Genomic DNA, 25,176 nt, shown 5'->3' on the forward strand with positions numbered 1-25,176 from the left:
CGATGCCCCCACCGTCGACGCATCACGACGTGATGGCATCCGTGACTTCAGTAGAAACACGCAGACGGCGGGAGCTCGCAGACTCTATCCCTGTCGTGGCGGAAATCGTCGCCACTGCATAACGACGGGGGAATCTGGCCTGCGCGGACCTTCCGTCAAGAAAAATTCGGGCGTCGGCGGCAACGCGCGCCAAATACTGTGGCCCAAGCACTGCCGAGCTTTTTCCCGTCGCTCCGGGCACGCCTTTCCGGCCTCCTGCTAATGTCGCCGAGTCGAGGGGAACGATGGCCAGAAACAGGTAATAACACCGATGCCTAGAAACCCACGCCGTCACCAAGATAGGGGCTTGCCCCGGGGCCAAGGTGCCGGGGCAACAGGTCGATCCGCGGACGTTGCGAAGGCCTGCTTCCAGGATCAGGCGTCGACAAAACAAAGCGGACATTCATCTGGACCAGTTTTCCACTCGCGGAGCTGCCACGTGTTCGAACAAGACCGGAACTGCAAGCCCCCCTATCGATTGCTGACGATGACCGACATGCTGGGCTCGCTGGACATTCCACGCACTCAGCCCTGCCGCCGGGAAGATGGTTGGCGCCGTTCGCTCGACAGTGGCATCGGCTTCAAGCACGACTGCGATGCCAGCATTGCGCAGGGCGGCTGGGAGTTCCGCTACCTAATGCCGGGTCTGTCGATGGCAATCACCCGCATGGTGCCGACCACGATCATTCCGCGCGGCCACAATTCGAATGGCAACCTGGTGTTCACAGCCGTGCTGGAGGGCGAAGTCGACATCCAGCAGGGTGGGCGCAGCGGGCGATTCGAGAGTGGTTACTGCACGATGTATGGGCTGACCGGCAACAATGAACTCAAGACGGTCTACCAACCCGGTCGTCCGCTGCGCTGGGTCAGCTTCTTCCTCGACCGCACGCGCTTCCATTCGCTGACGGGATTGTGCCCGCAGGACCTCCCGGCCGATATCCGGGACTTTCTGGCCGATGGCATCGACCTATCTCATCGCAACCTGCCGTTGTCGTCCACCGCCGGGCTGATCCTGAGCCAGATGACTCATTGCCCGTACCAGGACTGCTTCCAGCACGGCTTCTTCAATGCCAAGGCGCTCGAGTTCATCTGCGAGATCCTCTCGACTGCGATCAGCCAGCAGATGGATTGCACGCCTGAACAACTGGTCTCGGCACGCGACCGTAGCCGGCTCGACCAGGCCATGAAGCTGCTGCGCGGCAACCTGGAAAGTCCGGTCAACATCGATCAGATCGCAAGAATGGCGGGGCTGACCCGGCAGCGCCTGCAGGCAGGCTTCCACCAGGTCTACGGCGACTCGGTGGCGCGCGTACGTGATCGTCTGCGCATGGCCCATGCCCTTGATCGCCTGCGCGATTCCGAGGACAGGATCATCGACATCGCCCTCGACACTGGCTATGGCCATCCGGCGAGCTTCTCGCGTGCGTTCCGGACCACCTACGGTGTGTCGCCGCAGCAGATGCGCGCGATGTCGCAGTTCGAACGCGCCACGGTCGGGGTGGCGTCCTGAGCCGATCGGCCTGGCTCCGGATGCCCTCCCCGCGCGAATGCGGGAAGGGAGGGGCCGCTGCAACGGCTACTGGACTTGCCCCGGAGTGTCAACGTCAGCGCACGTGGCTACCCGTAGACGTTGAAGATGTTGGCATGGGGTAACGCGGCAATGGCGGACGGTCATGGCGTGCTCCAGTCGCCAATGTCGATCGCTTGCGCGATACGTCCGCACTGTGCGCGCCGGGAGGGGGCAGGCGAAAGCGCATGCCGGGGTCGCGGCATCGTCCACCGGCGCCCCTCACGACGAAGGCGCAGCCATGGGATGCGCCTTCGAAGGTGACGACGTGCGCGGATCCGGTCCGTTGCGTCATGCTGGTCCCTCTCGTCATCGCGCCAGCATGGACGGCTGGCCCGATGTGCGGACGAAGGTCAGGCGGCCTCAGAAATCCATCTGCACATTCAGTGCCAGCGTCCTCGGCGCGCCGATGGCGAAGTTGAAGTAGCCACCCTGCCAGTAGTTGCGATCGAACAGGTTCAGGACCTGTGCGCGGAAGGTCACCGGCCGTTCCGCGATCGTCGTCCGGTAGCTGCCGCCGGCGTTGAACACGGTGTAGCCAGCCGCGGTGACTGTGCGCAGGGTATCGACGCCGGCGACCTTGATCACGAAGTTGTTGACTGTCGTCTCGCCGAAGTACTTGGCATCGGCCTGCACGGAAAGACCTTCGGCCCACGGCACTTCATAGCTGATGTTGGCTGAGGCCATGTGCTTGGCAACACCTTCGACTTCGGCTCCGATGCGTGGTTCGTTCGGTGCCATGTCCAGATAGGTGCCGTCGATGTATTGCAGCGAACCGCCGATCCGGAGACTGTCGCCCAGCATGGCGGTGCCGGCCACTTCAAGACCGTCGTAGCGATGGATGCCGTCCTGCACGTAGATGGGCTTGGCCTCGCCGATGTTGCGGCCATAGCCTGCGCCGCGATCGATGCGGAACGCGGCTGCCGACGCATTCCACGACGCGCTCTCGTACTTGAACCCCAGTTCGTACTGCTTGCTCAGCAGCGGATCGAGGAGGTCGCCTTCGTTGAAGTAGGTGTTGCCGACCGTGCTGCCCTGCTGCAGGGATTCGACGTAGCTGGCATAGATCGTCGTGCCCTCATTGGGCTTGAACATCAGCGCTGCGGTCGGCGTGGTCGAGTTCTTCTTGTACCAGTCATACGAGTGCAGGACGTAGATGCCTTCCGGATCGAGCTGGCGGCGTGTCCAGGCCGAGTACATCTGCGAGTAGTCGGTGTAGCGCAGGCCGGCCAGGAACGACCACTTCTCGCCGAAGTTCAAGGTGTCGCTGATGAAAGCCGCGCGCTGGGTCGTCACGCTCGCCAGGCCATCGGTGGGTTCGCCCGGGAACGGGCTCCAGACCAGCCGCTCGGGCGCGTAGATGTTGCTTTGGTTCAGGCGCACGCTGCCCGGGTAGTAGTTGGTGCGGCCGATGTTGCCTGTGCGGCGCTGCCAGGACACGCCGACCACCGGCTGGTGTTCGATGAAGCCGGTACGGAACTTGCCTTGCAGCAGCGCCTGGCCGAAGTCGGCCGAGAAGATGTTGAGTCCGTCGAAGGTTTCGTTCTGGTAATCGCCTTCGCGGTTCAGGAAGTACATGTATTCCTGCGACAGGCGGAACGTGCTGCGCGAGGTGCTGGCGTTGAGGTGCAGGTTCCAGTCCGGCTTGATCTCCCAGTACATGCCGGCGGTCAGGTAGTGGAACTTGTTGGAGATGTGCGACTGGTTGGAGGCCGGATTGGTCTCGCCGCTCAATGCCGGTGGCAGCTTGTCGCCCACGTAGGGGCTGTAAGGAAGGCCGCCCGGAGTGACACCATCGACGGTCATGACGGTGTAGTACGGACTGGGTCGCGAGGTGTCGTTCAACTGGCCCAACACGTCCACTGTCCATGCCAGGTTGTCGGTGATGCGGCCGTTGAGGGTCAGCGCCAAGGCCTTGCGATCGACGTCGCTGTCGGAATATGTGGTGCCGTGCTCGCGCGAGACGTTCAGGCGGTAGCCCAGGCGTCCATCGCTGGCGAGCGGGCCGCTGAGGTCGACATGCTGGCTGAACAGGCTGTCGGAACGGAAGCCGACGTCGACGTTGAACAGTTCATACGGGGTCGGCTGCTTGGTGCGGTAATTGACGATGCCGCCGGGTGCGCTGAATCCGTACATGAAGCCCGAGGAGCCCTTGAGCAGCTGCACGCTGTCCATGTCTTCGATGGGCAGGTTGACGCCGAATAGGAAGCCACCGGGCACGCCATTGATCTTGATGCTTTCGTCGAAGTCGATCGGCAATCCACGCACGATCAGGCGCGAGGCCCAGCCGTTGTAGTCGCTGCCGGCCGCGCGCGAGACGCCCGCGTCATGGGCGAAGACAGAGACCAGCGAATACGCCTGGCGTTCCTGGATGTCCTCGGCGGTGACCGTGGACAGCGAGAACGGCGTGTCGAGATCCTTGCGTCCACCCAGGGCGCCGCCGGTGGTGCGGCGTGGCGGGCCCTTGGCTTCGACGACGACGCCGGTCAGGTCGGTGACGTCCTCCTTTTTGGTCGTGGTGGGAGCATCCTGCTCGGCCTCCTGTGCCTGTCCGGCGTGCGCCATCGAGGCCATGGCGAGGAGGACGGCAGCGGTACAGGTGTTGAGCGCCGAATGGCGCGCAGTCTTGAGAACCTGTTTACGATCTGTCGCGAGCGCCGGCAGCAGGCGTGTGGCCGAGCGCAGAAAGCACAGTGCATGTGCGGAGACATGAGCATTTCGAGCACCGCACGCGCGCCGGCTGGCAAGCGCAGCAAGATCGTAAACGGGTTCTGAGAACGATCGGGCCTGATGCGGTGGGTGCCAACGCGAAGCCGGGAACGCGGGATGGACGATGGCATGGGTCTGGCAGGATGTGCGCGTAGGCTTGGGCATTGGAGGGACCTGGCTGATCGGTGAGCCCTGACGGGCGTGGAGTCCACGCGGCTGGAACAGGGGATGACGTCCCGGCGGGTGGTGCCATCGAATCTAGAAGCCTTGGTCTCTGGGAACTTTGCAGCCAGGTCGCCACCTGTGCTCATTGGTTAGATTTTCGTGAATCGTCTTGATGTCACCGGCTCCCTGGCCGACCGCATGACTCCGTCAGTCGATGTCGATCGCTCGCCTTTGGCTGGCCGACGTTGGATCAGGTCCTGCCAGATCCGATGGCATGCGATGCTGCCGGAGCTTCGCTGACAGGCACGAGGCAGCGGCTCAAGCTCAACGGCGAATGTAGGTGTAAATACCTATTCCGTCGTTTCCGGGCAGGCCACATCATGCAGGCATGAGCAGGTCCCCGATGTCCAACAACAGCACGCCGCACGTGATGCCCGCCTCCCCGACCCGGATCGTCCGCGGTAGTACACGCCCGGAAGCGTCGGCGCCGCTCAAGCTCGACCGCTACGACCTGAAGATCCTGCGCATCCTGTCGGGCAACGGCCGCATCACCAAGTCTCGTCTGGCCGAATCCATCAACCTGTCGATCACGCCGGCCTGGGAGCGCGTGCGCAAGCTCGAGGCTGCCGGCCTGATCCGCGGCTACCGTGCGCAGATCGACTGGGACCGGCTGTTCAAGACCAGCCAGATGCTGGTCGAGATCACCTTGTCGCGGCACACCGCGCAGGCGATGCGCAGCTTCGAACAGCGCATGGCCGATGCTCCGGAAGTCGCCTTCTGTTACGCCACCGGCGGTGGCGTCGACTACATCGCGATGATCCAGTCGCCGGACATTGACCATTACCAGACGTTCATCGACCAGTTGCTGCACGACGACCTGGGCATCGAGCGCTATTTCACCTACATCGTCACCAAGGCGGTCAAGTTGCCGGGCGAAGGCGAGATGGCGAATGCGGAGCAGTTCCTGGGGTGAAAGCGGTGGTGCCGGGTCTGGACCCGGCCTACCTCATGGTCCACGTGGCCGGTTTAGACCCGGCCTACGCTCAGGGTGCGGGGTGCATCGGGCGGCGGTACGGGGGAGCGTCCGAGTCGGGGATCTCGACGTTCGCCGGCGGCGCCAGTCCGAGCAGGTGTTCGACGAAATAGTCCCAGCTCTTGCGCAGCACGTAACCCTTCTGCCAGAACATCTTGTGCTCGTAGGTCGGCAGGATCAGCATGTCGAAGTCGCGGTTGGACTGGATCAATGCCTCGGCCAGTTGCAGCGTCTGCGCCGGATGCACGTCGTCGTCGATGTAGCCATGCATCAGCAGCAGCTTGCCCTGCAGGCGTTCGGCGATCTCCATGTTGTTGGGGTACGACGGGATCGTCTCCGACGTGCCGTAACTGGTGTTGATCCAGGTGGCGTAGTCGTGGCTGCCGGCGGTCGCGATGCCGACCTTGAAGAAGTCCGGGTGCTGCAGCAGGGCGCGCGCGGCGCGCCAGCCGCCGTTGGAGTGGCCGTAGATACCGGTGCGTTCGATGTCGATGAACGGATGGCGCTCGGCCAGCTGTCGCATCGCGGCGATGTGGTCGTCATAGAAATGCGCGCCGGCACTGACCTCGCCATCGAAGCCTTCGCGCAACGAGCGTGAGCGGTACAGGGTCTCGCGGCCGTCGAACAGCATCACAGCGAAGCCCACCTGGGCCAGCGAGATCGCGCCCAGCCCCTGTTGCAGGAAGCGCGTCGGCGCGAACGTGCCACCCATGTACTCGGGTTCGATGATCGGGTACGACTTGCCGGGATCGAGGTCGTGCGGCAGGTACAGCACGCCGTACAGGTCGGTCTTGCCGTCGGCGGACTTGACCTTGAAACGTTCCGGCGCGCGCCAGCCCAGCGCCTGCAGGCCGCGGATATCGGCACGCACCAGTTCCAGCGACCGCGTGCCATCGGCCGTGCGCAGCGCGCTGACCGGGGGCGTCGAGACCGTCGACCAGGTGTCGATGAAATGCCGGCCGTCAGGCGAGAACGCGACATCGTGGTGGGCGTCCTCGGGCGTCAGCAGGGTCAGCTCGCTGCCGTCGAAGCGGACCCGGTACAGGTGCACGAAATACGGGTCGCGCCCGGCCTCGCGGCCGCTGGCGGTGAAGTAGATCCAGCGTTCGCGGCTGTCGATGCGCTTGATGTCGCGCACGGCCCAGGCGCCTTCGGTGATGGCGTTCTTGAGCTGGCCGGAGTCGCCGTCGTACAGGTACAGGTGGCCCCAGTCGGAACGCATCGAATAGACGATGATCTCCTTGCCGTTGTCGATGTAGGTGAAGCGCTTCTCGGAGGCGATCTCGGACGGCATCGTATCGGTCAGCAGTGCCCTCGCCCGCCCGGTCGCGGTATCGGCGGCGTAGGCGGTCAGCGTCTGGTTGTCGCGCGCGGTCGGCGCGGCGAACACGGTCCTGCCGTCGTCGCTCCAGCGCAGGCCGCCCTTCGGCGTGGGCTCCCAGATCACCAGCGGCTTCGGGATCTGCAGGTCGACGCGCGCACCGTCGCGCATGTCGAAAATCATCAGCTCGGCCTGCTGGATGCGCCGCTCGCCCTTGAACGCGGTGTTCTGGTAATGCACCCACGGGATCTGGTGGCGCTCGCCGGTGATCGGCACGACGAACGGCAGCTTGTACATCATGCGTTCGTCGACGCGGTAGGTCAGGAAGCGATCCCCTTCCGGCGACCACAGGCCGTAGGGCTGGTCGGGGAAGCCGGCGCGCAGCTTCGACAGCGACTGGATATCGGAATCGGGCACGCGGCCATAGGCGTAGTCGGCTTCGCCATCGCGGGTCAGCACGGTTTCGACGCCGCTGGCCAGGTCGATCCGGGCCAGCTGGTGGCCGTCGCGGCGCACCGCCCAGCGTCCGTTCGGCGACGGCACCCAGGTCGGGTCGAGCGCAGCCGGCGCCGCCTTGCGGTTAGAGTCCGGGCGCGCGGCCAATGCGGTCCTGCGCCAGGCCTGGGTGTCGACCTGCCAGTGGCGGCTGCCATCGGGCGTGGTTTCCTCGAACCAGAAGTGGTTGCCGTCCGCGCTCCAGTTCGGCGCGACGCTCATGCCGTGCACGTGACGCTCGATGCGCCAGGGCAGGTACTCGGCGGCATGCTGGTAGCGCTTGCGCAGATCCGTCTCCGGCGTCGCGGCGACTGCATTGAACACGCAGGCCAGCCACAGCGGCACGCACAACAGGCCGGCCGTTCGCCTGTGCCGTGGAGGGGATGTCGGCATGGCCGGGGCGGCGTCGATGGACGTCATCGGGAACCTCTAGAGGATGCGGATGGAGGGCGCGCGCGACGGCGATGCACGTGCGCAGGCATGGGCCATGCGCGCTGCAGCATCGGGATATCGTCGCGATGCCGGCAGCAGGACGCAGGCGGCGCGCGGAACGGGGGAGCATACACGCCCGAGCCGGCGTGCAAACTGCGCGCCGTCGAGTGCCAAGCAGCATCGCTCGCGTACGCGATCTTTCGGTAATCCCACGGATGAGGCTGCATGCAGGCAGTGACTATGCTGCCCGCAAGTGTGTCCTTTCCTGGCACCGTGACGATGGATTCCCGCTTGATGTCCGATCTCGACCCCACGCAGGCTGCGATGACGCCGCCACGCCTTCACGACCCGGTGCCACGATGAACCGGACGCCCGTCAGGCAGGCCATGGACGCACTGTCCGAGGTCGCGCCGCCAGCCAAGCCCGCATCGACGCGCAGCCTCAAGCTCGACCGCTACGACCTGAAGATCCTGCGCATCCTGTCGGGCAACGGCCGCATCACCAAGTCGCGCTTGGCCGAATCGATCAACCTGTCGATCACGCCGGCCTGGGAACGCGTGCGCAAGCTCGAGGCCGCAGGCCTGATCCGCGGCTACCGTGCCTTGATCGACTGGGACGAACTGTTCAAGACCAGCCAGATGCTGGTTGAGGTCAGCCTGTCGCGGCACACCGCGCAGGTCATGCAGGCCTTCGAGAAGCGCATGGCCGAAGCGCCGGAAGTGGCGTTCTGCTACGCCACCGGCGGCGGCGTGGACTACATCGCGATGATCCAGTCGCCCGACATCGACCACTACCAGTCGTTCATCGAGCAATTGCTGCACGACGACCTGGGCATCGAGCGCTACTTCACCTACATCGTCACCAAGGCCGTCAAGCAGCCGGGCCACGCGCCGGCCGACCTCGACCGCATGCTGCGCTGACGCCGCAGGGGCCTGCGGGCTCGCCATCACCGCCTGGACGCCGCCAGATTCCGCCCATGCGCGCTGGGCACCGGGGCATCGCCCGGGCGGACCGCGTAACATGCACGCCGCACCGCAATCACGCGGCGCAATGGGTTCCCTCGCCCCCATTCAAAAAGGACCTGCATGTCATCGTTCACTCCTGCGCCCCCCGGGCACGCGGGCGGCGCCAGACCGCCTGCCGACGCGCTGCACGCACGCCCCCCCCTCCAGCCCCGGGTGCTTGCGGCCCTGGTCGGCTTCCACCTGCTGGTCATCGTGGCCAGCAACTACCTGGTGCAGCTGCCGATCACGCTGTTCGGCTGGCATACCACCTGGGGGGCCTTCAGCTTTCCCTTCATCTTCCTGGCGACCGACCTGACCGTGCGCCTGCTCGGCAAGTCTCCGGCCCGCCGCGTGATCGCCGGTGCGATGCTGCCGGCGCTGCTGCTGTCGTACCTCGTCTCGGTGCTGTTCCAGGAGGGTGCGTTCCGGGGCGTCGCCGCTCTCGGGGAACCCAACCTGTTCGTCGCGCGGATCGCGTTCGCGAGCTTCCTGGCCTATGTCTTCGGCCAGTTGCTGGATATCCAGGTCTTCGACCGGCTGCGACGCGCGGCACGCTGGTGGGTGGCGCCGGCGGCCTCGACGGTGCTCGGAAACCTGTTGGACACCTTCGTATTCTTCGCGGCCGCGTTCTGGCGCGGCAGCCATCCGTTCCTGTCCGAGCACTGGGTGGAGATCGCCACGGTCGATTATGTGATCAAGCTGGTCATCAGCCTGGCGCTGTTCCTGCCGCTGTACGGCATGCTGCTCAATGCCCTGGTCCTGCGGCTGTCGGCGCGCCAGGCCCCCGCATCGCCACGAGAAACACGCGCGGACCCCAGGCCGGACAACAAGAACTGACGCGCGCCCGGGGCAGTCAGGAAAAAGGCGGGACGCCAGGATCGTCACCATGAACGGATATTCCTGACGATGCCCAGCGATGTCCGCCAGCCCTGCCCTGCCGTTTTTCGAACAGTTCCTCAAACACCCCCTGTGCCACGTCGGCGGCGCATGGATCGCGGCCGAGGACGGCCGCACCATCGCGGTGGTCGATCCGGCCAAGCAGCGCGAGATCGGCCAGGTGCCGCTGCTGACGCGCGCGCAGATCGAGGCTTCGATCAGCACCGCCCAGGCGGCGTTCCCGGCATGGAAGGCGGCCAGCCTCGACACCCGTGGCGGCATCCTGCGCCGCTGGGCTGAGCTGATCCTGGAACACAAGGAAGCGCTGGCGCAGCTGCTGAGCCTGGAACAGGGCAAGCCGCTGGCCGAGTCGCGTGGCGAGATCGCCTATGCCGCGAGCTTCCTGCCGTGGTTTGCCGAGCAGGCCCGGCGCCTGGACGGGCGCACGATCCCCAGCCATATCCCGGGCGCGCAGCTGGGCACCCTGGTCGAACCGGTCGGCGTTGCCGCGTTGATCACGCCCTGGAATTTTCCGTCGGCGATGATCACGCGCAAAGCCGGCGCTGCCCTCGCGGCCGGCTGCACGGTCGTGGTCAAGCCGGCGCACGAGACGCCGTACTCGGCGATCGCGCTGGCCCAACTGGCGCAGGAAGCCGGCATGCCCGACGGCGTGTTCAACGTCGTGCTCGGCGATGCGCAGATGGCGATGGAAACCCTGGTCACCGATCCGCGCGTGCGGGCGGTCAGCTTTACCGGCTCGACCCGCGTCGGCCGCCTGGTGCTGCAGGCCACGGCCGGCGACGTCAAGAAGGTCGCGCTGGAGCTCGGCGGCAACGCGCCCTTCATCGTCTGCGCCGATGCCGACCTCGACCACGCGGTGCGTTTCGCGATCGATGCCAAGTTCCAGACCTCGGGGCAAGACTGCTGCGCCGCCGACCGCCTGCTGGTCCACCGCAGCCTGTACCCGGCGTTCGTCGAGCGCTTCGCGGCCGCGGCGGCCGCCCTGCATGTCGGCCCGGCCAGTGATCCCGACAGCATCGTCGGCCCGCTGATGCACCAGGGCGCGTTCGACATCACCCGCGAACGCGTCGCCGAGGCGATCGCGTCCGGCGCCAGGCTGCTGACCGGTGGTGACGCGCATGCACTCGGTGGCTGGTTCCATACGCCGACGGTGTTTGCCGACGTGACTCCGCAGATGCGCATCTGGCGCGAGGAAACCTTTGCCCCGGTCGTCGGCGTGATGCCGTTCGACGATCTGGAGGAAGCGGTCGCCCTGGCCAACGACACCGAATACGGCCTGGCCGCCTACATCTGCAGCCAGCGCATCGACCAGGTCTGGCCGGTGCTGCGGGCGCTGGAATTTGCGATGGTGGCCGTCAATGGCGCCCGCTTCACCGGCGCGCCGGTGCCGTTCGGCGGGACCAAGGCCTCGGGCCTGGGCCGCGAAGGCAGCGGCGACGGCTTCGAGCCCTTCGTCGAGACCAAGTACTTCTGCCTGCATTACGCCCAGCCCTGACCGCGCGCCCCCGCGATCTTCGACAGGTTCCACACAACGTCCACGCTGCGCCCAGGCGCCGCAGACGAATACCGCATTCCATGGAGAGACCACGATGACCGACTTCAACGACCTGCTTGCCCGCGACCGCAAGCACTTCCTGCATCCGTCCACGCATGCCCATGACCATGCCACCGGCGCCCTGCCCGGCCGCATCGTCACCGGCGCGTCGGGCGTGCGAATCCGCGACCATGCCGGGCGCGAACTGCTGGACGCCTTCGCGGGCCTGTACTGCGTCAACATCGGTTATGGCCGTACCGAAGTCGCCGATGCGATGCATCGCCAAGCCACCGAGCTTGCGTACTACCACACCTATGTCGGCCACTCGACCGAAGCGATCATCGAACTGTCCGACCGCGTCATCGCGTGGTCGCCCGAGGGAATGCGCAAGGTCTACTACGGCCTGTCGGGTTCGGACGCCAACGAGACCCAGGTCAAGCTGGTGCGCTACTACCACAACGTGCTGGGCAAGCCGCGCAAGAAGAAGATCATCTCGCGCGATCGCGGCTACCACGGCTCGGGCATCGTGACCGGCAGCCTGACCGGCCTGCCGGCGTTCCACCAGCATTTCGATCTGCCGGTCGAAGGCGTGCTGCATACGCTGTGCCCGCACTTCTACAAGGCACCGGCGGGCATGGACGAGGCCGCGTTCGTGCGCCACTGCGCGGATGCACTGGAACAGCTGATCCTGGCCGAGGATCCCGACACCATCGGCGCCTTCATCGGTGAGCCGGTGATGGGCACCGGCGGCATCATCGTGCCGCCCGCCGGCTACTGGGAAGCGATCCAGGCCGTGCTGGCCAAGTACGACATCCTGCTGATCGCCGATGAAGTGGTCTGCGCGTTCGGTCGCCTCGGCGCGCCGATGGGCAGCCAGCGCTACGGCATCCGCCCCGACCTGATCACCGTGGCCAAGGGCCTGACCAGTGCCTACGCACCGTTGTCGGCGGTCATCGTCGGCGAGCGCGTCTGGAACGTCATCGAGGATGCCTCGACCCGAGAAGGCGCAATGGGCCATGGCTGGACCTACTCGGGCCACCCGGTCTGCGCCGCCGCGGCGCTGGCCAACCTCGACATCCTGGAACGCGAAGGCATCGCGGCCAATGCCGCCGATGTCGGCGCCTACCTCAACCAGCGCCTGCGCGACGCGGTGAGCCAGCACCCGATCGTCGGTGAAGTGCGCGGCGACGGCATGCTTGCGGCGATCGAGTTCATGGCCGATCGCGACGCGCGTACGCCGTTCGATCCCGGCCTGAAGGTGGGCCCCAAGGTCTCGGCCGCCTGCCTGGAGCGCGGCATGATCGCGCGCGGCATGCCGCATGGCGACATCCTGGGCTTCGCCCCGCCGCTGATCCTGACGCGCGCCGAGGCCGACGAGATCGTCGCGGTCACGGTCGACGCCATCGACGCGGTCGCAGCGACGCTTTGACGCGCAAGTGACAGGCTGTCCGGGCGTCGTGCCCGGGCCTTTGCAGAGGGCCTCGCAATGAGGCCCTCATGCGTTGGTAATCGAGCACAGTCGCTGGCGTCAGAGCTTGGCGCACCACGTCGCGTCGATCGACGCGACGTGCGATCCGGTGCAAGCCTGCCACGCGTTGCCAACACCTCGCGATCGCGTCTTTTCCTGCGCTGGCGCATGACGCCTGGCAAGACGCCACGACGCGCGTGTGACGACTGCCCTTGCCCTCGGGACGAGCAACTATCTGACCGGGCGCGCTGGCAGGGGTTCGCTCATGTATCGCGGCTGCTCGGTCAGGATCAACTTCTGGCGCGTGACAACCGGGTGCGCACCGACAACGTCGCTGACCACGATGTAAAAATACTCATCTCCCTCGAGTTGATCGTCACCGAATACAGTGATCGAGTCGAGATGCGCGTAGGTCGCGCCTTCGGCGATTTCGAGCGCCCCTTCGATCGCGGCGTAGTCGCTGCCGGCGGTGGCGGTTCCATCGACCGTGCGATAGCGCAACTGTACGCCGCCGGCAGGCGCAGGCGCGGACAACTCCACGAGTCCCCCTGCAGAGCCCCACGTCGCAGACGTGCCTTCAGGCATCTTGCCTCCCCCCCGGAGCACCAGCCCGGGCAAGGGCGACACGGTGATGTCCTGGACGAGATCGGACTCCACAATGGAATGGATTGCGAAGAATGGCGTGTATGGAGATGGCGGAGTCGCTTCCAGGCGGATCCATGCGCCGGGCGCGACCCACTGGCTATAGCGGAAGTCCGGTGGCTGCAACTGCAAATAGAAAAAGTCCAGTTGATTGTCGACGCGGGCCCGCATCTCCACCGAGATCGGGGTCGTGATGACGGGCTGGCCTGCAGGCAATCTCAGTTGTCCCGAGACTTGCACGCCGCGCTTGAGTCGGATGTCACGCATCGTCGATGATCCGATCGATTCCATGAAAAATGGCTGTGTCACGAACGGCAGCGGAGCAGCGATCTGGAACCGCAAGCTCGCTCCTTTGACCACCGGCATGTGGTACGCGAAGTCCGGAGGAGACAGCGTGATCTGCCTGCTCGTGCCTGCACCGTCAATACCTGTGACGATCATCGAGAACGGGACGGCGGGCGCAGGCGCTCCCTCGAAACGCATGCGTCCCGAAAACACTACGCGGGGATCGTCATTGAGGATTCTGCCGACGGCCTCGCCTTTGTGGACCGTGGCGCCGGTGACGTTCGTGAGCCGCAGCAGGATGGTCTCGTCGTGCTCCTCGATCGCATCTCCATTGACCTGAAGCGACACGTAGGTGACGCGTTGGCCTTCGGCAATCGTGCCCCGGATCGTTCCCGGCTGGACGTAATCCACGCTCGGCTGAGCAGTTCCACCGACGACCGAGACTTCGAAACTCACGCCACCGGCCGGAGCCGCTCCGGACAACCTGACGCTGAACTCCAGATAGCCTGCGTCTCCAGGTTGCGGCTCGTAGATCTCCGAATCGCCAATGGACAGCGTGCCAGGCGGCCCCCTGAACATCGCGATGACAGGCGCCGTGGCATTGAGGCTGCGGACGTTGTCCGCGCGCCCTTCCACGCCACACGCGTCGCCGCAGCGCGTGGAACCGGGGTTGGAGAAATAGCCAAGCCATGGCTGTCCCGAGGTATACGCCATGATCGTGGCAAACGCCATGGGGCCGTTCTGCCGATATCCAAAAGAGTACGGGTACGCGCCGTATTCGATCTGTCCATTGATCGACTGGGTTTCACGGTCGTGCACCGACCCCATGTTGTGCCCGAGCTCATGGGCCAACACATGAGGTCCGCAGGGTGCAACGTTGCTGACGGAAACGCCGGAAGAATCCCAGATCCCATACGGGTTGAGCTCGGCTCCGTTCAACCATGCGACCCCGCAAGTTCCATGGGTATCGCGGTACGGGCGCAACAGGGCGACGAGATCGGCCGCCATCTCGTCACGAAGGCTGTGCAGGTCGATTCCCTGTACGCTGTTGTTGGAGATGGCGTAGAGCGCGTTGTGATTGGTCAGCGTAGGGTCTACAGCGACCCGCCTCATGCCCGCCAGCTTGAAACGCACACGCGTCCCGCTGTCGACATGCGCCTGGTTGGCGATGGCGAACAGGTTGGTCACTTCGGTTTCGGCCGCGGACACGCTGCCGCGCAGCGCGACCAGATCATCCGTGTACAGGGCCAGCACGTCGATTTCGACGAGGCTCAAGCTCTTGGTGGTCCAATTCGAACCTGCCTCCGGGAAGCGCATGCCACCAGCCTTGGCGGCGGTCCATCGATCGGACTCGTGCGGAATCATGTAGTCGGGTTCTGTGGGCCGCGTGATCTCACTGCCCGGCGGCAGCATGCCGCCAGCGGCGGCGATGCTGGTGCTGCCGCTGCTGGTGGTGATCTGCATCATCGAACCGTCCGGGTGCGGCAGCACGCCGAAGATGGCATCCTGACCGACAGTGACCACCATCGCCTGCGGGCCGAGCCGCGTGCTGACGCGCCCCACGACGGTCCAATGACCGCCCGGCTCGACCCGCTCGTGCTCCAGCACTACTGGATAAGCCGTGCCATCCGGGAGCCGTACGTCGAGCCGGGTGTCCAGCCACGCTTGCTCGAGCATGCTGCGTGTCAACATCACGGGACTCGGCTGGTCTCCCCGTACCACCGGCAGCACGAGACTGGCAGGATTTGCCGGTCCAGGTGCCGGACTGCGCCCATTCCATGGGCCGCCCGCTGCTGCTGCCGCCGTTCGACCGTTGCCGTCCTGCCCGTCGATGCTTCGCAAACCCACGCCGATCGTGGCAACGACCACCAGCAATGCAGCCGCCGCCAGCGCGACGCCGGCCATTCCCCATCGTTTCATGACATCCCCTGTCCAGCCCCGACGCTGTTGGACCGGATCATAGCAAGCCTTGGGCTCGCAACCTCGGGGAGCTGCGCCGCATTGCTGGCCGTGAGGGCAGCGATGACACACTGATCGCGACTTGCAGGCTTGCAGGCTTGCCAGGGCGTTACAGCAGTTGCTTCAACCGCTGCGGATCGAGATTGCCACCGCTGACCACGCAGACCACGTTGGCCTGGTCGTCGAAATGCAGGCCACCGCCGAGCAGGCCGGCCACCGCCGCCGAACCGGCGGGCTCGGCGTACAGTTTGCAGCGCTCCATCAGCAATCGCATCGCGGCCACGATCTGTGCTTCGTCGACCAGTTCGATCCTGCTGACGCGCTCGCGCACGGTCTGGTAGCACAAGGCGCCCGCATCCGGCGCTGCCAGTCCGTCGGCGATCGTCGACACGCTCTCCAGCGTGACCGCGCGCCCTGCCTCGAAACTGCGCGACATCGCCGGTGCGCCGGTCGGTTCGACGCCGATCAGCTCGGCGTCGCTGTGGCAGGCCTGCAGCGCCAGTGCCGTGCCACCCAGCATGCCGCCACCGCCGACGCCCATCAGGATCGCATCGGTCTGCGGCAGTTGTTCCAGGATCTCCAGGCCCAGCGTGGCATGGCCCTGCATCAACGCCATGTCGTCGTAGGAGGAGATGAAGGTCAGGTCGCGGTCTGCGGCGAGCTGCCGGCAGAACGCCAGGCACTCCAGCGGCGTGCCATGCAGCAGCACTTCGGCACCGTAGTCGCGTGTCGCCTGCACCTTGGTCGGGTTGGCGGTGGCCGGCATCGCGACGGTGACGGCCACGCCCAGCAGTCGCCCGGCATAGGCCAGCCCCTGCGCGGCATTGCCGGACGAGAACGTGATGACGCCGCGTGCGCGCTGCGCTGGATCCATGGCCATCAACGACCACAACATGCCGCGCGGTTTGTAGGAGCCGGTCTTCTGCAGCAACTCGGCCTTCAGGAACACATTGCAGCCGACCATGCGGCTCAGGGTGTCCGAACGCCACAACGGCGTTTCGTGCAGGTACGGCGCGACCTGGCGCCGGATCTCCAGCAGTTGCGTGCGGTCGAATGTGCTCACGTCGATCGGGCCTTTGCAGGAAGGTTGTCGGGAGGTCTGGGCTGCGCGGACGTGGTCAGCGCACACCTGCAGGCGCATCGCCAGCGCCGTGCGTGACGCGGGCGGCAACGGGCGGGGCCGTGCCCGGCTGATCTGAACCATGGCATCCATCCCGTGCATGGCGCAGGTGGATGCCACGTCCTTCGCGAACGTGCCGGCCATGCCCGCACGTCCGCGAGTGCCGCCTTGCGTTGCCTCAGGGCGCGCCGGCCTGCGAGTCAGCCGTGCGACGCACGACCTTGCCCGGGAAGTTGCCGGTCGGCTTGCCGTCGGCAAACACCGCCGTGCCGGCGACCCAGACGCGGTCGACGCCGGTCGCCAGCTCGCCGGGCGTTTCGATGGTGGCATGGTCCTGGATCGTGTCCGGGTCGAACAGCACCAGGTCGGCGTACTGGCCTGCGCGGATATGGCCGCGGTCGGACAGGCCCATGTGGTCGGCGGCGGCGCCGCTCATCTTGTGTACCGCCTGTTCCAGCGTCAGCAGTTTGCGCTCGCGCACGTACTCTCGCAGGATCCGCGCGAACGCACCGGCACCCCGCGGATGCAGGTCGTCGATGCCGCCATCGGAACAGATGTTGGCGTGCTGCCACAGGATCAGCTTGTCGATGTCGCCCTGATCCATGCTGGTGCCGATGACGCGCGGGATCTGCGTCTCGTCGGCCAGCAGCGTCAGCACGACGTCGACCGGGTCGCGATTCTGTTCCTTGGCGATCTCGGCCACGGTCTTGCCGACCAGCGAGGGATCGGCCGGGTAGCCGCTGATCCACAGGCCTTCCGGAGGCGCCAGGCTCTTGAGCACGAAGGCGACGCTCTTGCGGTTGCCGAAGTCGCGCTCGGGGAACAGCACGCCCAGCGTGGACTGCCAGTAGGGGTATGGATAGACGTCGCCGCTGATCTTGATGCCTTCGGCACGTGCGGCGTCCATCGTGGCGATGAAGCGATCGGCCTGACCCCACCAGTCGGTCATCGCCAGCTTCATGTGCGAGACCTGCACCGGCATGCCGGTCTGGCGGCCAATGTCGATCAGCTCGTCCAGCGCCTTCCACAGGTAGCGGTCCTCGCTGCGCATGTGGCTGATGTAACGGCCACCATGCCTGGCGGCTTCGCGCGCCAGCGTCACCACTTCCTCGTTGGCCGAATAGATGCCCGGGTCGTACTCCAGCCCCGTCGACAGGCCCAGCGAACCGGCGGCCATGTCGGCTTCCAGCTTCACGCGCATCGCCTCGACCTGCATGGCCGTGGCGACGTGCTTGAAGTCCTCGCCCATGACGCCGTCACGGATGCTGTTATGGCCGGTGTAGGACGCGATGTTGACCGCGACCGGGGTCTTTTCGAGTCCGGCGTAGTAGTCCGCCAGCGGATACGTCGAGCCGCCGTCCTGGCCCAGGATCAGCGTGGTCACACCCTGACTGGTCACGGCCACCGCATCGCGGTGGTCGGCCAGCTTGCCGTCGTGGTGGCTGTGGGTATCGATGAAGCCCGGTGCCAGCACCTTGCCGCCGGCATCGACGACGGTCTCGCCCGCCACCGGTTGCAGGTCGCCGACTGCTTCGATGCGATCGCCGACCACGCGGACCGAGACCTTCTGCTCGGGCGCTCCGCTGCCATCGACGACACGCGCGTTGACGATCAGCCAGGACGAGACCTCGCCCACTTTCGGCGGGGTGTCGGGCACGTCGCCGGCATCGGGCTTGCCCGAGCACGCGGACAGCGCGGCCGACAGCAGCATCGCCACTACCCATCCTCGCGCCGGGCGCAGGCGCGCGCCGTCGCGCTGGAGTTGCATGCTCGGGATCTTCAAGGGATTACTCCTTATTTGCGCGTGGCCTGGCGGTTGCCCCAGGGGTTGTACTGGACGAAGCCACGGATGCTGCCGTCGGCGGCCTTCTGGAACTCGATGCTCTGGCGCTCACGCTTGTCCAGCGCGAAGCGCGTGCCCGAGACCGGCAGCAGCGCGGTGCTGTTGCCGCCACTGACCATCAACAGCGTACCGTCTTCGCGCAGGCGCACGTCATAGGTATCGGCGCCCATCGCATAGCTGCCGACCAGGGGCGTCAGGAACGCAGACGTGGACATGGCCGGATCGGCGCGGCGGGTGAAGCGGATCGCCGGGACGTTGGATTCGAGCAGCAGTGACACCCCGGCGATATCGCCGTCGGCGCTGCTATCGAACTGCAACTGCTCGTCGTTGAGGTTGTTCAACGCACCGCCGCCGGCCTTGAAGACGTCGTAGTGGAAGTGCTCCAGCGGCGCCTGCGCGCCATGGAAGCCGACACTGAGGCCGCGGCCCGCCGGCGCGATGGTGACCACGCCGTAGGCCGGATGTTCGTACTCCCCGACGTATTCGGCGATCGCATGCGAGGGCTGCGTGCCCTTGCGCTGCAGGGTCGGCAGCTTGGCCGGGTTCCTGGCCTTTTCGGGGTCGAGCTCGGCGGCCTTGTTGCGGGCCTTGCGATCGGCCAGGCGGCCGCTCCAGTCGATCTGTTCGATGCCCAGCAGCTGGTCGTAGATGCGGTACGGGATGATGTCGCGCAGCTGCGAGCCGCCGAGGTTGGACAGCATCACCACGCCGACGCCGTCTTCGGGCAGGTACGAAATGAACGAGGTGAAGCCGTCGATGTTGCCGCCATGGTAGACGTGGCGATGGCCGCGATAGCTGTTGAGGAACAGGCCCATGCCGTACTGCATGCCGGTGAACTCGGGATCGCGCGGCGGCGCGCGGTCGCTGATCTGCGGCATGCGCATTTCGCGCAGGATCGACGCGCTGACGATCTCGCGTCCGTCGACGGTGCCGTTGCCCAGGTGCAGCTGCAGGTAACGGGTCATGTCGGCCAGCGTCGAGTTGATCGCGCCGGCCGGTGCGATCGCATCGATGTTGGCGTAGTCGGTCAGGACCACGGTCTCATCGTCCTTGACGTAACCCAGCGAGGGCTCCTGCGACGCCGCGAGCGCGGCGATGCTGACCGAGCTGCCGCGCATCGCCAGCGGATCGAAGATGCGCTTCTGCAGCAGCGTTTCCCAGTTGGGCTCGCCGGCCAGCTCGCCGGCCAGGTAGCCGGCGGCCAGGAACATCAGGTTGTTGTACTGGTAGCGCTCGCGCGGCTCGGCATTGGGCTGCAGGTAACGCAGGCCATCCCACATCTGCTTGCGCGGGATCGTCGCGCCGTACCAGACGCCATCGTGGCGCGGCAGGCCGGTGCGGTGCGAGACCATGTCGCGGGCGCTGATCAATGCGGTCGCGGTGGGGTCGTACAGCTGGAAGTCCGGCGCGTATTCGCGGACCGGACGGTCCCAGTCCAGCTTGCCCTGCTCGACCAGCGTGCCCAGCGTCAGCACGGTGAACGACTTGCTGACCGAGGCGATCGGGAACGCGGTCTGCGCGGTCACCGGCAATTGCCTCGCGGTATCGCGATAGCCGAATCCACGCTGGTAGATGACCTTGCCGTCCTTGACCACGGCGATCGCCAGCCCCGGCACCTTCTCGCGGGCCATTTCGGCCTGGATGAAGGCATCCAGTTCCGGCAGCGGTTCGGCCGCACGCACGGGGGACAACGGCAGCAGCAACACCACTGCGAACGAAACAGCGAGCGATCGGATCAAGGGATTCATGCGTGGACCCGCCGCAGCGCTGAGGTCCGCGCTCGCGTGCGGCAAGCGGGAAAGAGACGTACGCAGGCGCGCTGGGGCATGGCCTGCGGAACGGCGGACGTTGCCGACGATAGTGCGCCCTGCCGGAGCCGGCATCCGTGGAACCACCGAAGCGGACCCGCCGCCCATGCCTGACTGATGGCACTTGCCGGCGGGGTTCGCGAGGCACTGCGCAGCGGGAATGCCGGTGGCGATGCCCGCGGGAAACGCTGCGAACGGATCCCGTGCCTTCTTACCAGCCGTTGACGCGTGGCCAGACGGCTTCGATGCGCTGATGGTCGGCGACGACGTGGTAACGGTCATAGGCGGCCGAGGTCAGGCAGGCGTGGTTGGGCACGATGCGCAGCCGGCGGCCGATCGGGAACGCGGCGAAGTCGATGCCGTCGCGGCTCTTGAGGATGCCGTGTTCCTGGTAAGCGGTCTGCACGTACAGGCCGTCGATGGTATCGCCGGTCTCGGCATCGATGACCAGGCCGAAGCCGACATCGCCCTGCGGACCGAGCTTGCTGGTGCTGATGTCCTTGCTGAGCGCCAGCGAGCCAGCGTCGACCACGATCTGGTCGCGCTCGGGATGGTTGCCGATGACCGTGGTCAGCACGCTGACGGCGATGTCGTCACGCTCGCAGCCGCCGATGCCGGCCTGGAACAGGTCGCCCAGCACATAAACGCCGGCACGGACCTCGGTGACGCCTTCCATGTGCGCGGCATGGCGCACCGACGGTGTCGAGCCCAGGCTGACGATTTCGCAGACATGGCCGGCGGCGCGCAGGCGCTCGGCGGCCTCGGTGACGCTGTGGCGCTCGATCTCGGCGATCTGCGCATGTTCGGCCACGGTGCGGCCGGCATAGGAGTGGCCACCATGCGTGAACACGCCCGCCAGACGCGCACCGCCCTGCAGGGCCGAGGCGATCTCCAGCAGCGTATCGGAGTCGGCGAGCACGCCCGAGCGGCCTTCGCCGCAGTCGGTCTCGACCAGCACGTCGAAGACCACGCCCAGCGCCTTGCCGCCGGCCGAGACCTGGCGTGCGGCCTCCGGGTGGTCCACGGCCAGCAGCACGCGAACGCCATCGCGCAGCATCGCCGCGACCCGGGCCAGTTTCTGCGGGGCGATCGCCACCGCATAGAAGATGTCGCGGTAGCCGGCGGCGGCGAAGTACTCGGCCTCGCGCAGCGTCGACACGGTGATGCCGTCGCCCTCGCGGATCGCACGACGGGCGATCTCGACCGACTTGGTGGTCTTCAGGTGCGGGCGCAGGGCGACCTTCAGCGCGTCGGCACGGGCCTGCATGCGGGCGATGTTGCGTTCCATCCGGACGCGGTCGAGCAAGAGTGCAGGCGTGTCGATCTGATCCAGGGTGTTGGCATCGGTCGATGTCATCGGATGGTCCACGTATCCATGTTGGGGTAATCCACTGTAGAAATCATCGTCACCACGGTCATCAGGGAAAGTACTGATTCAACGCTTTGGTGACCTCGGTATGTCGGCCTTTGTGCCTGTCCGGTCGCCCTCGGCCGCTAAGGCCCCGGCATGCCGGGGCCTCCTGCCGCGAACGCCGGCACTACCGGCCCTCAGGGGGCGACCACACTGGCGCTCGGCGAGAGCACCTTGCCCGGCAGCGCCAGCGTGCGCTTGCCGCCGTCGACGACCGGGGTGCCGTTGACGATGACGTGCTCGATGCCGTCCGGGTAGACGCTGGGTTCGAGGTAGGTGGTGTTGTCGCGCAGCCGCGCCAGGTCGAGCACGGTGACGTCGGCCTTCATGCCGACCGCGATCCGTCCGCGGTCGGCCAGGCTCAGGATCTGCGCCGGCAGCCCGCTCATCGAGCGGATCGCCTGCTCCAGCGTGTCCACCCCTTGCGCCTGCGAGTAATGCGCGATGCGACGGGGGAAGCTGCCGAACACGCGGCGGTTGGTGTTGACGTACTTCTTGTCGCCCACGGCCTCTTCCGGCAGCACGACCCAGCCATCGGTCGAGGTCGCGGCCCAGGGCTGGCGGTAGAAGGTCTTGATGTCCTCCTCGTCCATACTGAATGAGCGCATGCGCGCGCCTCCCGGCAGACTGGCATCGCCCTCGCGCTGCAGGGCCAGCACCAGCGCCACGTCGTCGAGCTTGCGTAGCGCCATCAGCTCGGACAGCCGCTTTCCGACATAGGCCGGGTCCGGATACGCCAGCACGACGATGTTCTCGACCCCACCCTTCAGGCTGATGGTGTGGCGGATGTCGCGCGAAAGATCGTCGCGACGCTTGGCATCGGCGGCCTTCAGGGTGGCGTCGACGGCCTGCCGATAGTCGACCAACGCACCGTCGACGTGCTCGCCCTGCGCGCGCGGGGCCGTGCCGAACGCCCAAGGCGGAATCGCGACGAAGTCGCCATCGGAACCGCTGCTGTCATAGGGATAGACATCCATGAACACGCGGCTGCCCTGGTCGCGCGCCGCCTGCAGGCGGTCGACGATCTCCTGCGCATGGCCGCGATAGCCCGGTCCCCAGGCCTTCATGTGCGTGAACACCACGGTCGCCCCGGTCTCGCGTGCCACGCGCAGGGTCTCGTCGATCGAATCGTCGAGCGTCGGCGGCGGCGTGCTGCCGTCCACGCTGGGGCGGTACCACATCGGTGCGATGCCCTGGCTGCGCACGTGCGGGATGAAGATGCCGTTGTAGGCCGGCAGCTCGCGCGCAAGTTCGAGTTGCTCGTCGGCGGTGGAATAGCGGCCGCTGAAATACTCGACGCCCAGCGACAGTCCGAACGAACCATGCCTGGCCAGGTCCTCGTGCAGGATCGCACGCATCCGCGCGATCTCCGCTGCGGTCGCCGGACGGGCCTGATCCCTGCCCATGACCATTGCGCGCAGGCCGTTGTGGCCGTTGGTCAGCGCGATGTTGGGGCCGATGCCGGTGCGCGTCAGCAGGGCGCGCTGCTCGCTGAGCACCATCGACTGCGAGCCGTCGGGATTGCCGACCGTCGTCGTCACGCCCTGGGCGACGTAGTTCTGCGCAGCCCTGCGCTTGGGGTCTTCGGACAGCATGCCCATCAGGCCGCTGTCATCGTCGGCGACGTGCGCATGCATGTCGACGAACCCCGGGCTGACGATGCGGCCCCTGGCGTCGATGACCTTGCGTGCGGTCGTCGACGACAGTTCGCCGATGGCGACGATGGTGTCGCCATCGATGCCGACATCGCCGCGGTAGCGCGGCGCGCCGGTGCCATCGACGATCTCGCCGCCCCGGATCAGGATGTCGAACTGACGCCGCGGCGTCTCGGCGGCGCTGGCGGTGGCACAGGATGCCAGCAGCACGGCGACGGCCAGCGACAGGCGGAACGGCTGCGGGCGCGAGGGGTTGCGGGAGCTCATGTCACTTGTCCTTGTCGGCGACGGCGGAGACATCGCCCAGTGCGAGGCGCGCCAGCGTCTCCGCGGCCTCCTGCAGATCGATGTCGACCCAGGCATTGGCATGCAGGGCGACGACGATGCCGTCGCGACTGAAATTGGAGTACTGCGACAGCGATCCCTTCACGCTGCCACCGTGCTGCGAATAGACGCCGCCACGACCGTCGTCGTTGATGCGCACGATCAGCGCCTGGCGCGGCGGTTTGGGCACCGGTCGCTTGGCTTCTTCGGCGCGCTGGCGTGCTGCAGGCGGATACTGGATATCGGCGGCCAGCTGCGGGCGATACAGCTCGCGCAGCGTCGCGGCCTTCAGCAGGCGTCCACTGTTGAGCGCATGTCCCAGGTGGACCATGTCTTCGTCGGTGGAGATGATGCCGCCGCCGGCGTACTTGTAGCTGACGTTTTCCTGCTGTGCGTTGAGCAGGCCGCCGCTCTTGCGGTCGCGCTCGTAGCCGCGTCCCCGGCGCGGGACGATGCGCGCGGGCACGTCGAACTGGGTGTCGAGCATGCCTGCCGGCTCCCAGACGTGCAGGCGCAGGTACTCTTCAAAGCCCTGGCCGCTGGCGTGTTCGACCACGGCCTGCAGCAGGTTGGTCGCAAACGACGAATAGCTCCAGAACTCGCCGGGATTGAAGTCCAGCGGTTCGTCGCGCCAGCGCTTGGTGGACGCCTCGACATTGTCGAACTGCTGGAACGCCAGCACATCGCCCTCGCCGAACTCGCCGTCCTTGTAATGGCGGATGCCCGAGGTGTGGGTCAGGATCTGGCGCACCGTGATTGGCGCCTGCTTGCGCGGGAACCACGGCGCATAGGTTTGGATGTCGGCGTCGAGGTTGACCTTGCCCTGCTCGACCAGCTGCATCACCGCGACCACAGCATGCACCTTGGACACCGAGCCGACGTTGTGCACGCTGACACCGTTCTGCGGAGCACCCGATTCGATATCGGACACGCCGACGCCGCCGGAAAACACCAGCTTGCCGCCCGACAGGATGGCGGCCGAGACGCCTGGCGCACCCGAGGCCACGCGCAGCCGCTCCAGGTAGCGCAGCACCTGCTGCTGGTCCAGCGCGCCCTGGTGGCTGGCCTGCGCCGCAGGCGTGCCGCGGTCCAGCGCGAAGGCGCTGCCGGCCTGCACGACCAGCAGCGACAGCAGCAGCAATTTCCAGAGGCGGTTTGTGGAACGGGATCTGGACAGTGACATGGCGGTTCTCTTGCGAATGGAGACAGGGAAGGCGAGCGTTGCCGACGCCATCTTGGGCACGGGGGCCGCCCTGCCCTGACGGGCAGGGAGACGACAGCAGGCCCACGGTACGTCAGCCCGAGTGTGTGCCGGGCCCGATGGGCGGGCATCGTGGAAAACACCCAAAAGGCCGGTGTCGCCAGCGGCGGCAAAGTCGCCGGGCGCTGCCCTGCACGGGACGGCGCGATCGTGCGGGGCCGCCATTGCTGCCGTCGCTGCGATGGTCCGCGAGGGCCAGCCGCC

15 protein-coding genes are annotated in these 25,176 nt (G+C 66.4%); 6 read left to right on the plus strand and 9 right to left on the minus strand.

The features are described from left to right. Positions 1-310 precede the first annotated feature (310 nt). A complete protein-coding gene (locus ACYX7E_RS13340; protein ID WP_462081073.1) occupies positions 311-1,549 on the plus strand; it encodes a helix-turn-helix domain-containing protein in 1,239 nt (412 codons plus the stop codon). Between the two features lie 420 nt (positions 1,550-1,969). Here ACYX7E_RS13340 and ACYX7E_RS13345 read toward each other — a convergent pair whose 3' ends face one another. After that, complete coding sequence (locus ACYX7E_RS13345) at positions 1,970-4,180, minus strand: TonB-dependent siderophore receptor (protein WP_462081074.1); 2,211 nt, start codon at positions 4,178-4,180, stop codon at positions 1,970-1,972. 688 nt (positions 4,181-4,868) lie between these two features. Between ACYX7E_RS13345 and ACYX7E_RS13350 the strand changes: the two genes are divergently transcribed. Next, complete coding sequence (locus ACYX7E_RS13350) at positions 4,869-5,453, plus strand: Lrp/AsnC family transcriptional regulator (RefSeq protein WP_462081075.1); 585 nt, start codon at positions 4,869-4,871, stop codon at positions 5,451-5,453. Positions 5,454-5,523: 70 nt separating this feature from the next. Here the strand turns inward: ACYX7E_RS13350 and ACYX7E_RS13355 are convergent, their stop codons facing one another. Beyond that, positions 5,524-7,749, minus strand: a complete 2,226-nt coding sequence (locus ACYX7E_RS13355) for a S9 family peptidase (protein ID WP_462081076.1) — start codon at positions 7,747-7,749, stop codon at positions 5,524-5,526. Positions 7,750-8,120: 371 nt separating this feature from the next. Here ACYX7E_RS13355 and ACYX7E_RS13360 point away from each other — a divergent pair, with 371 nt between their 5' ends. The 4 genes from ACYX7E_RS13360 to ACYX7E_RS13375 all read left to right on the plus strand — a co-directional run bounded on the left by ACYX7E_RS13360 (position 8,121) and on the right by ACYX7E_RS13375 (position 12,625). Further along, entirely contained in the window at positions 8,121-8,681 is a 561-nt protein-coding gene (locus ACYX7E_RS13360; protein WP_462081077.1) for an Lrp/AsnC family transcriptional regulator, read from the plus strand. A gap of 258 nt (positions 8,682-8,939) precedes the next feature. Beyond that, complete coding sequence (locus ACYX7E_RS13365) at positions 8,940-9,602, plus strand: 7-cyano-7-deazaguanine/7-aminomethyl-7-deazaguanine transporter (protein WP_462081078.1); 663 nt, start codon at positions 8,940-8,942, stop codon at positions 9,600-9,602. Positions 9,603-9,681: 79 nt separating this feature from the next. Continuing rightward, the gene (locus tag ACYX7E_RS13370) at positions 9,682-11,157 is read left to right on the plus strand and encodes an NAD-dependent succinate-semialdehyde dehydrogenase (protein WP_462081079.1); all 1,476 of its coding nucleotides are present in this window, start codon (positions 9,682-9,684) and stop codon (positions 11,155-11,157) included. Between the two features lie 94 nt (positions 11,158-11,251). Then, positions 11,252-12,625, plus strand: a complete 1,374-nt coding sequence (locus ACYX7E_RS13375; protein ID WP_462081080.1) for an aminotransferase — start codon at positions 11,252-11,254, stop codon at positions 12,623-12,625. Positions 12,626-12,895: 270 nt separating this feature from the next. On the opposite strand, the gene ACYX7E_RS13380 is transcribed toward ACYX7E_RS13375, so the two are convergent. The 7 genes from ACYX7E_RS13380 to ACYX7E_RS13410 all read right to left on the minus strand — a co-directional run bounded on the left by ACYX7E_RS13380 (position 12,896) and on the right by ACYX7E_RS13410 (position 24,894). Continuing rightward, a complete protein-coding gene (locus tag ACYX7E_RS13380; RefSeq protein ID WP_462081081.1) occupies positions 12,896-15,511 on the minus strand; it encodes a reprolysin-like metallopeptidase in 2,616 nt (871 codons plus the stop codon). A gap of 148 nt (positions 15,512-15,659) precedes the next feature. Then, a complete protein-coding gene (locus ACYX7E_RS13385; protein ID WP_462081082.1) occupies positions 15,660-16,613 on the minus strand; it encodes a threonine ammonia-lyase in 954 nt (317 codons plus the stop codon). Positions 16,614-16,848: 235 nt separating this feature from the next. Continuing rightward, entirely contained in the window at positions 16,849-18,453 is a 1,605-nt protein-coding gene (locus tag ACYX7E_RS13390) for an N-acyl-D-amino-acid deacylase family protein (RefSeq protein WP_462081083.1), read from the minus strand. An 11-nt stretch (positions 18,454-18,464) separates the two neighbouring features. Continuing rightward, entirely contained in the window at positions 18,465-20,261 is a 1,797-nt protein-coding gene (locus ACYX7E_RS13395) for a serine hydrolase (protein WP_462081084.1), read from the minus strand. A 271-nt stretch (positions 20,262-20,532) separates the two neighbouring features. Further along, entirely contained in the window at positions 20,533-21,678 is a 1,146-nt protein-coding gene (locus tag ACYX7E_RS13400; RefSeq protein ID WP_462081085.1) for an alanine racemase, read from the minus strand. Positions 21,679-21,869: 191 nt separating this feature from the next. Next, entirely contained in the window at positions 21,870-23,654 is a 1,785-nt protein-coding gene (locus ACYX7E_RS13405) for an N-acyl-D-amino-acid deacylase family protein (protein ID WP_462081086.1), read from the minus strand. 1 nt (position 23,655) lies between these two features. Beyond that, positions 23,656-24,894 (minus strand): serine hydrolase domain-containing protein, encoded by a 1,239-nt coding sequence (locus tag ACYX7E_RS13410; RefSeq protein ID WP_462081087.1) that lies wholly within the window; start codon positions 24,892-24,894, stop codon positions 23,656-23,658. Positions 24,895-25,176 lie beyond the last annotated feature (282 nt).

It is taken from the genome of Luteimonas sp. RIT-PG2_3, assembly GCF_054902115.1.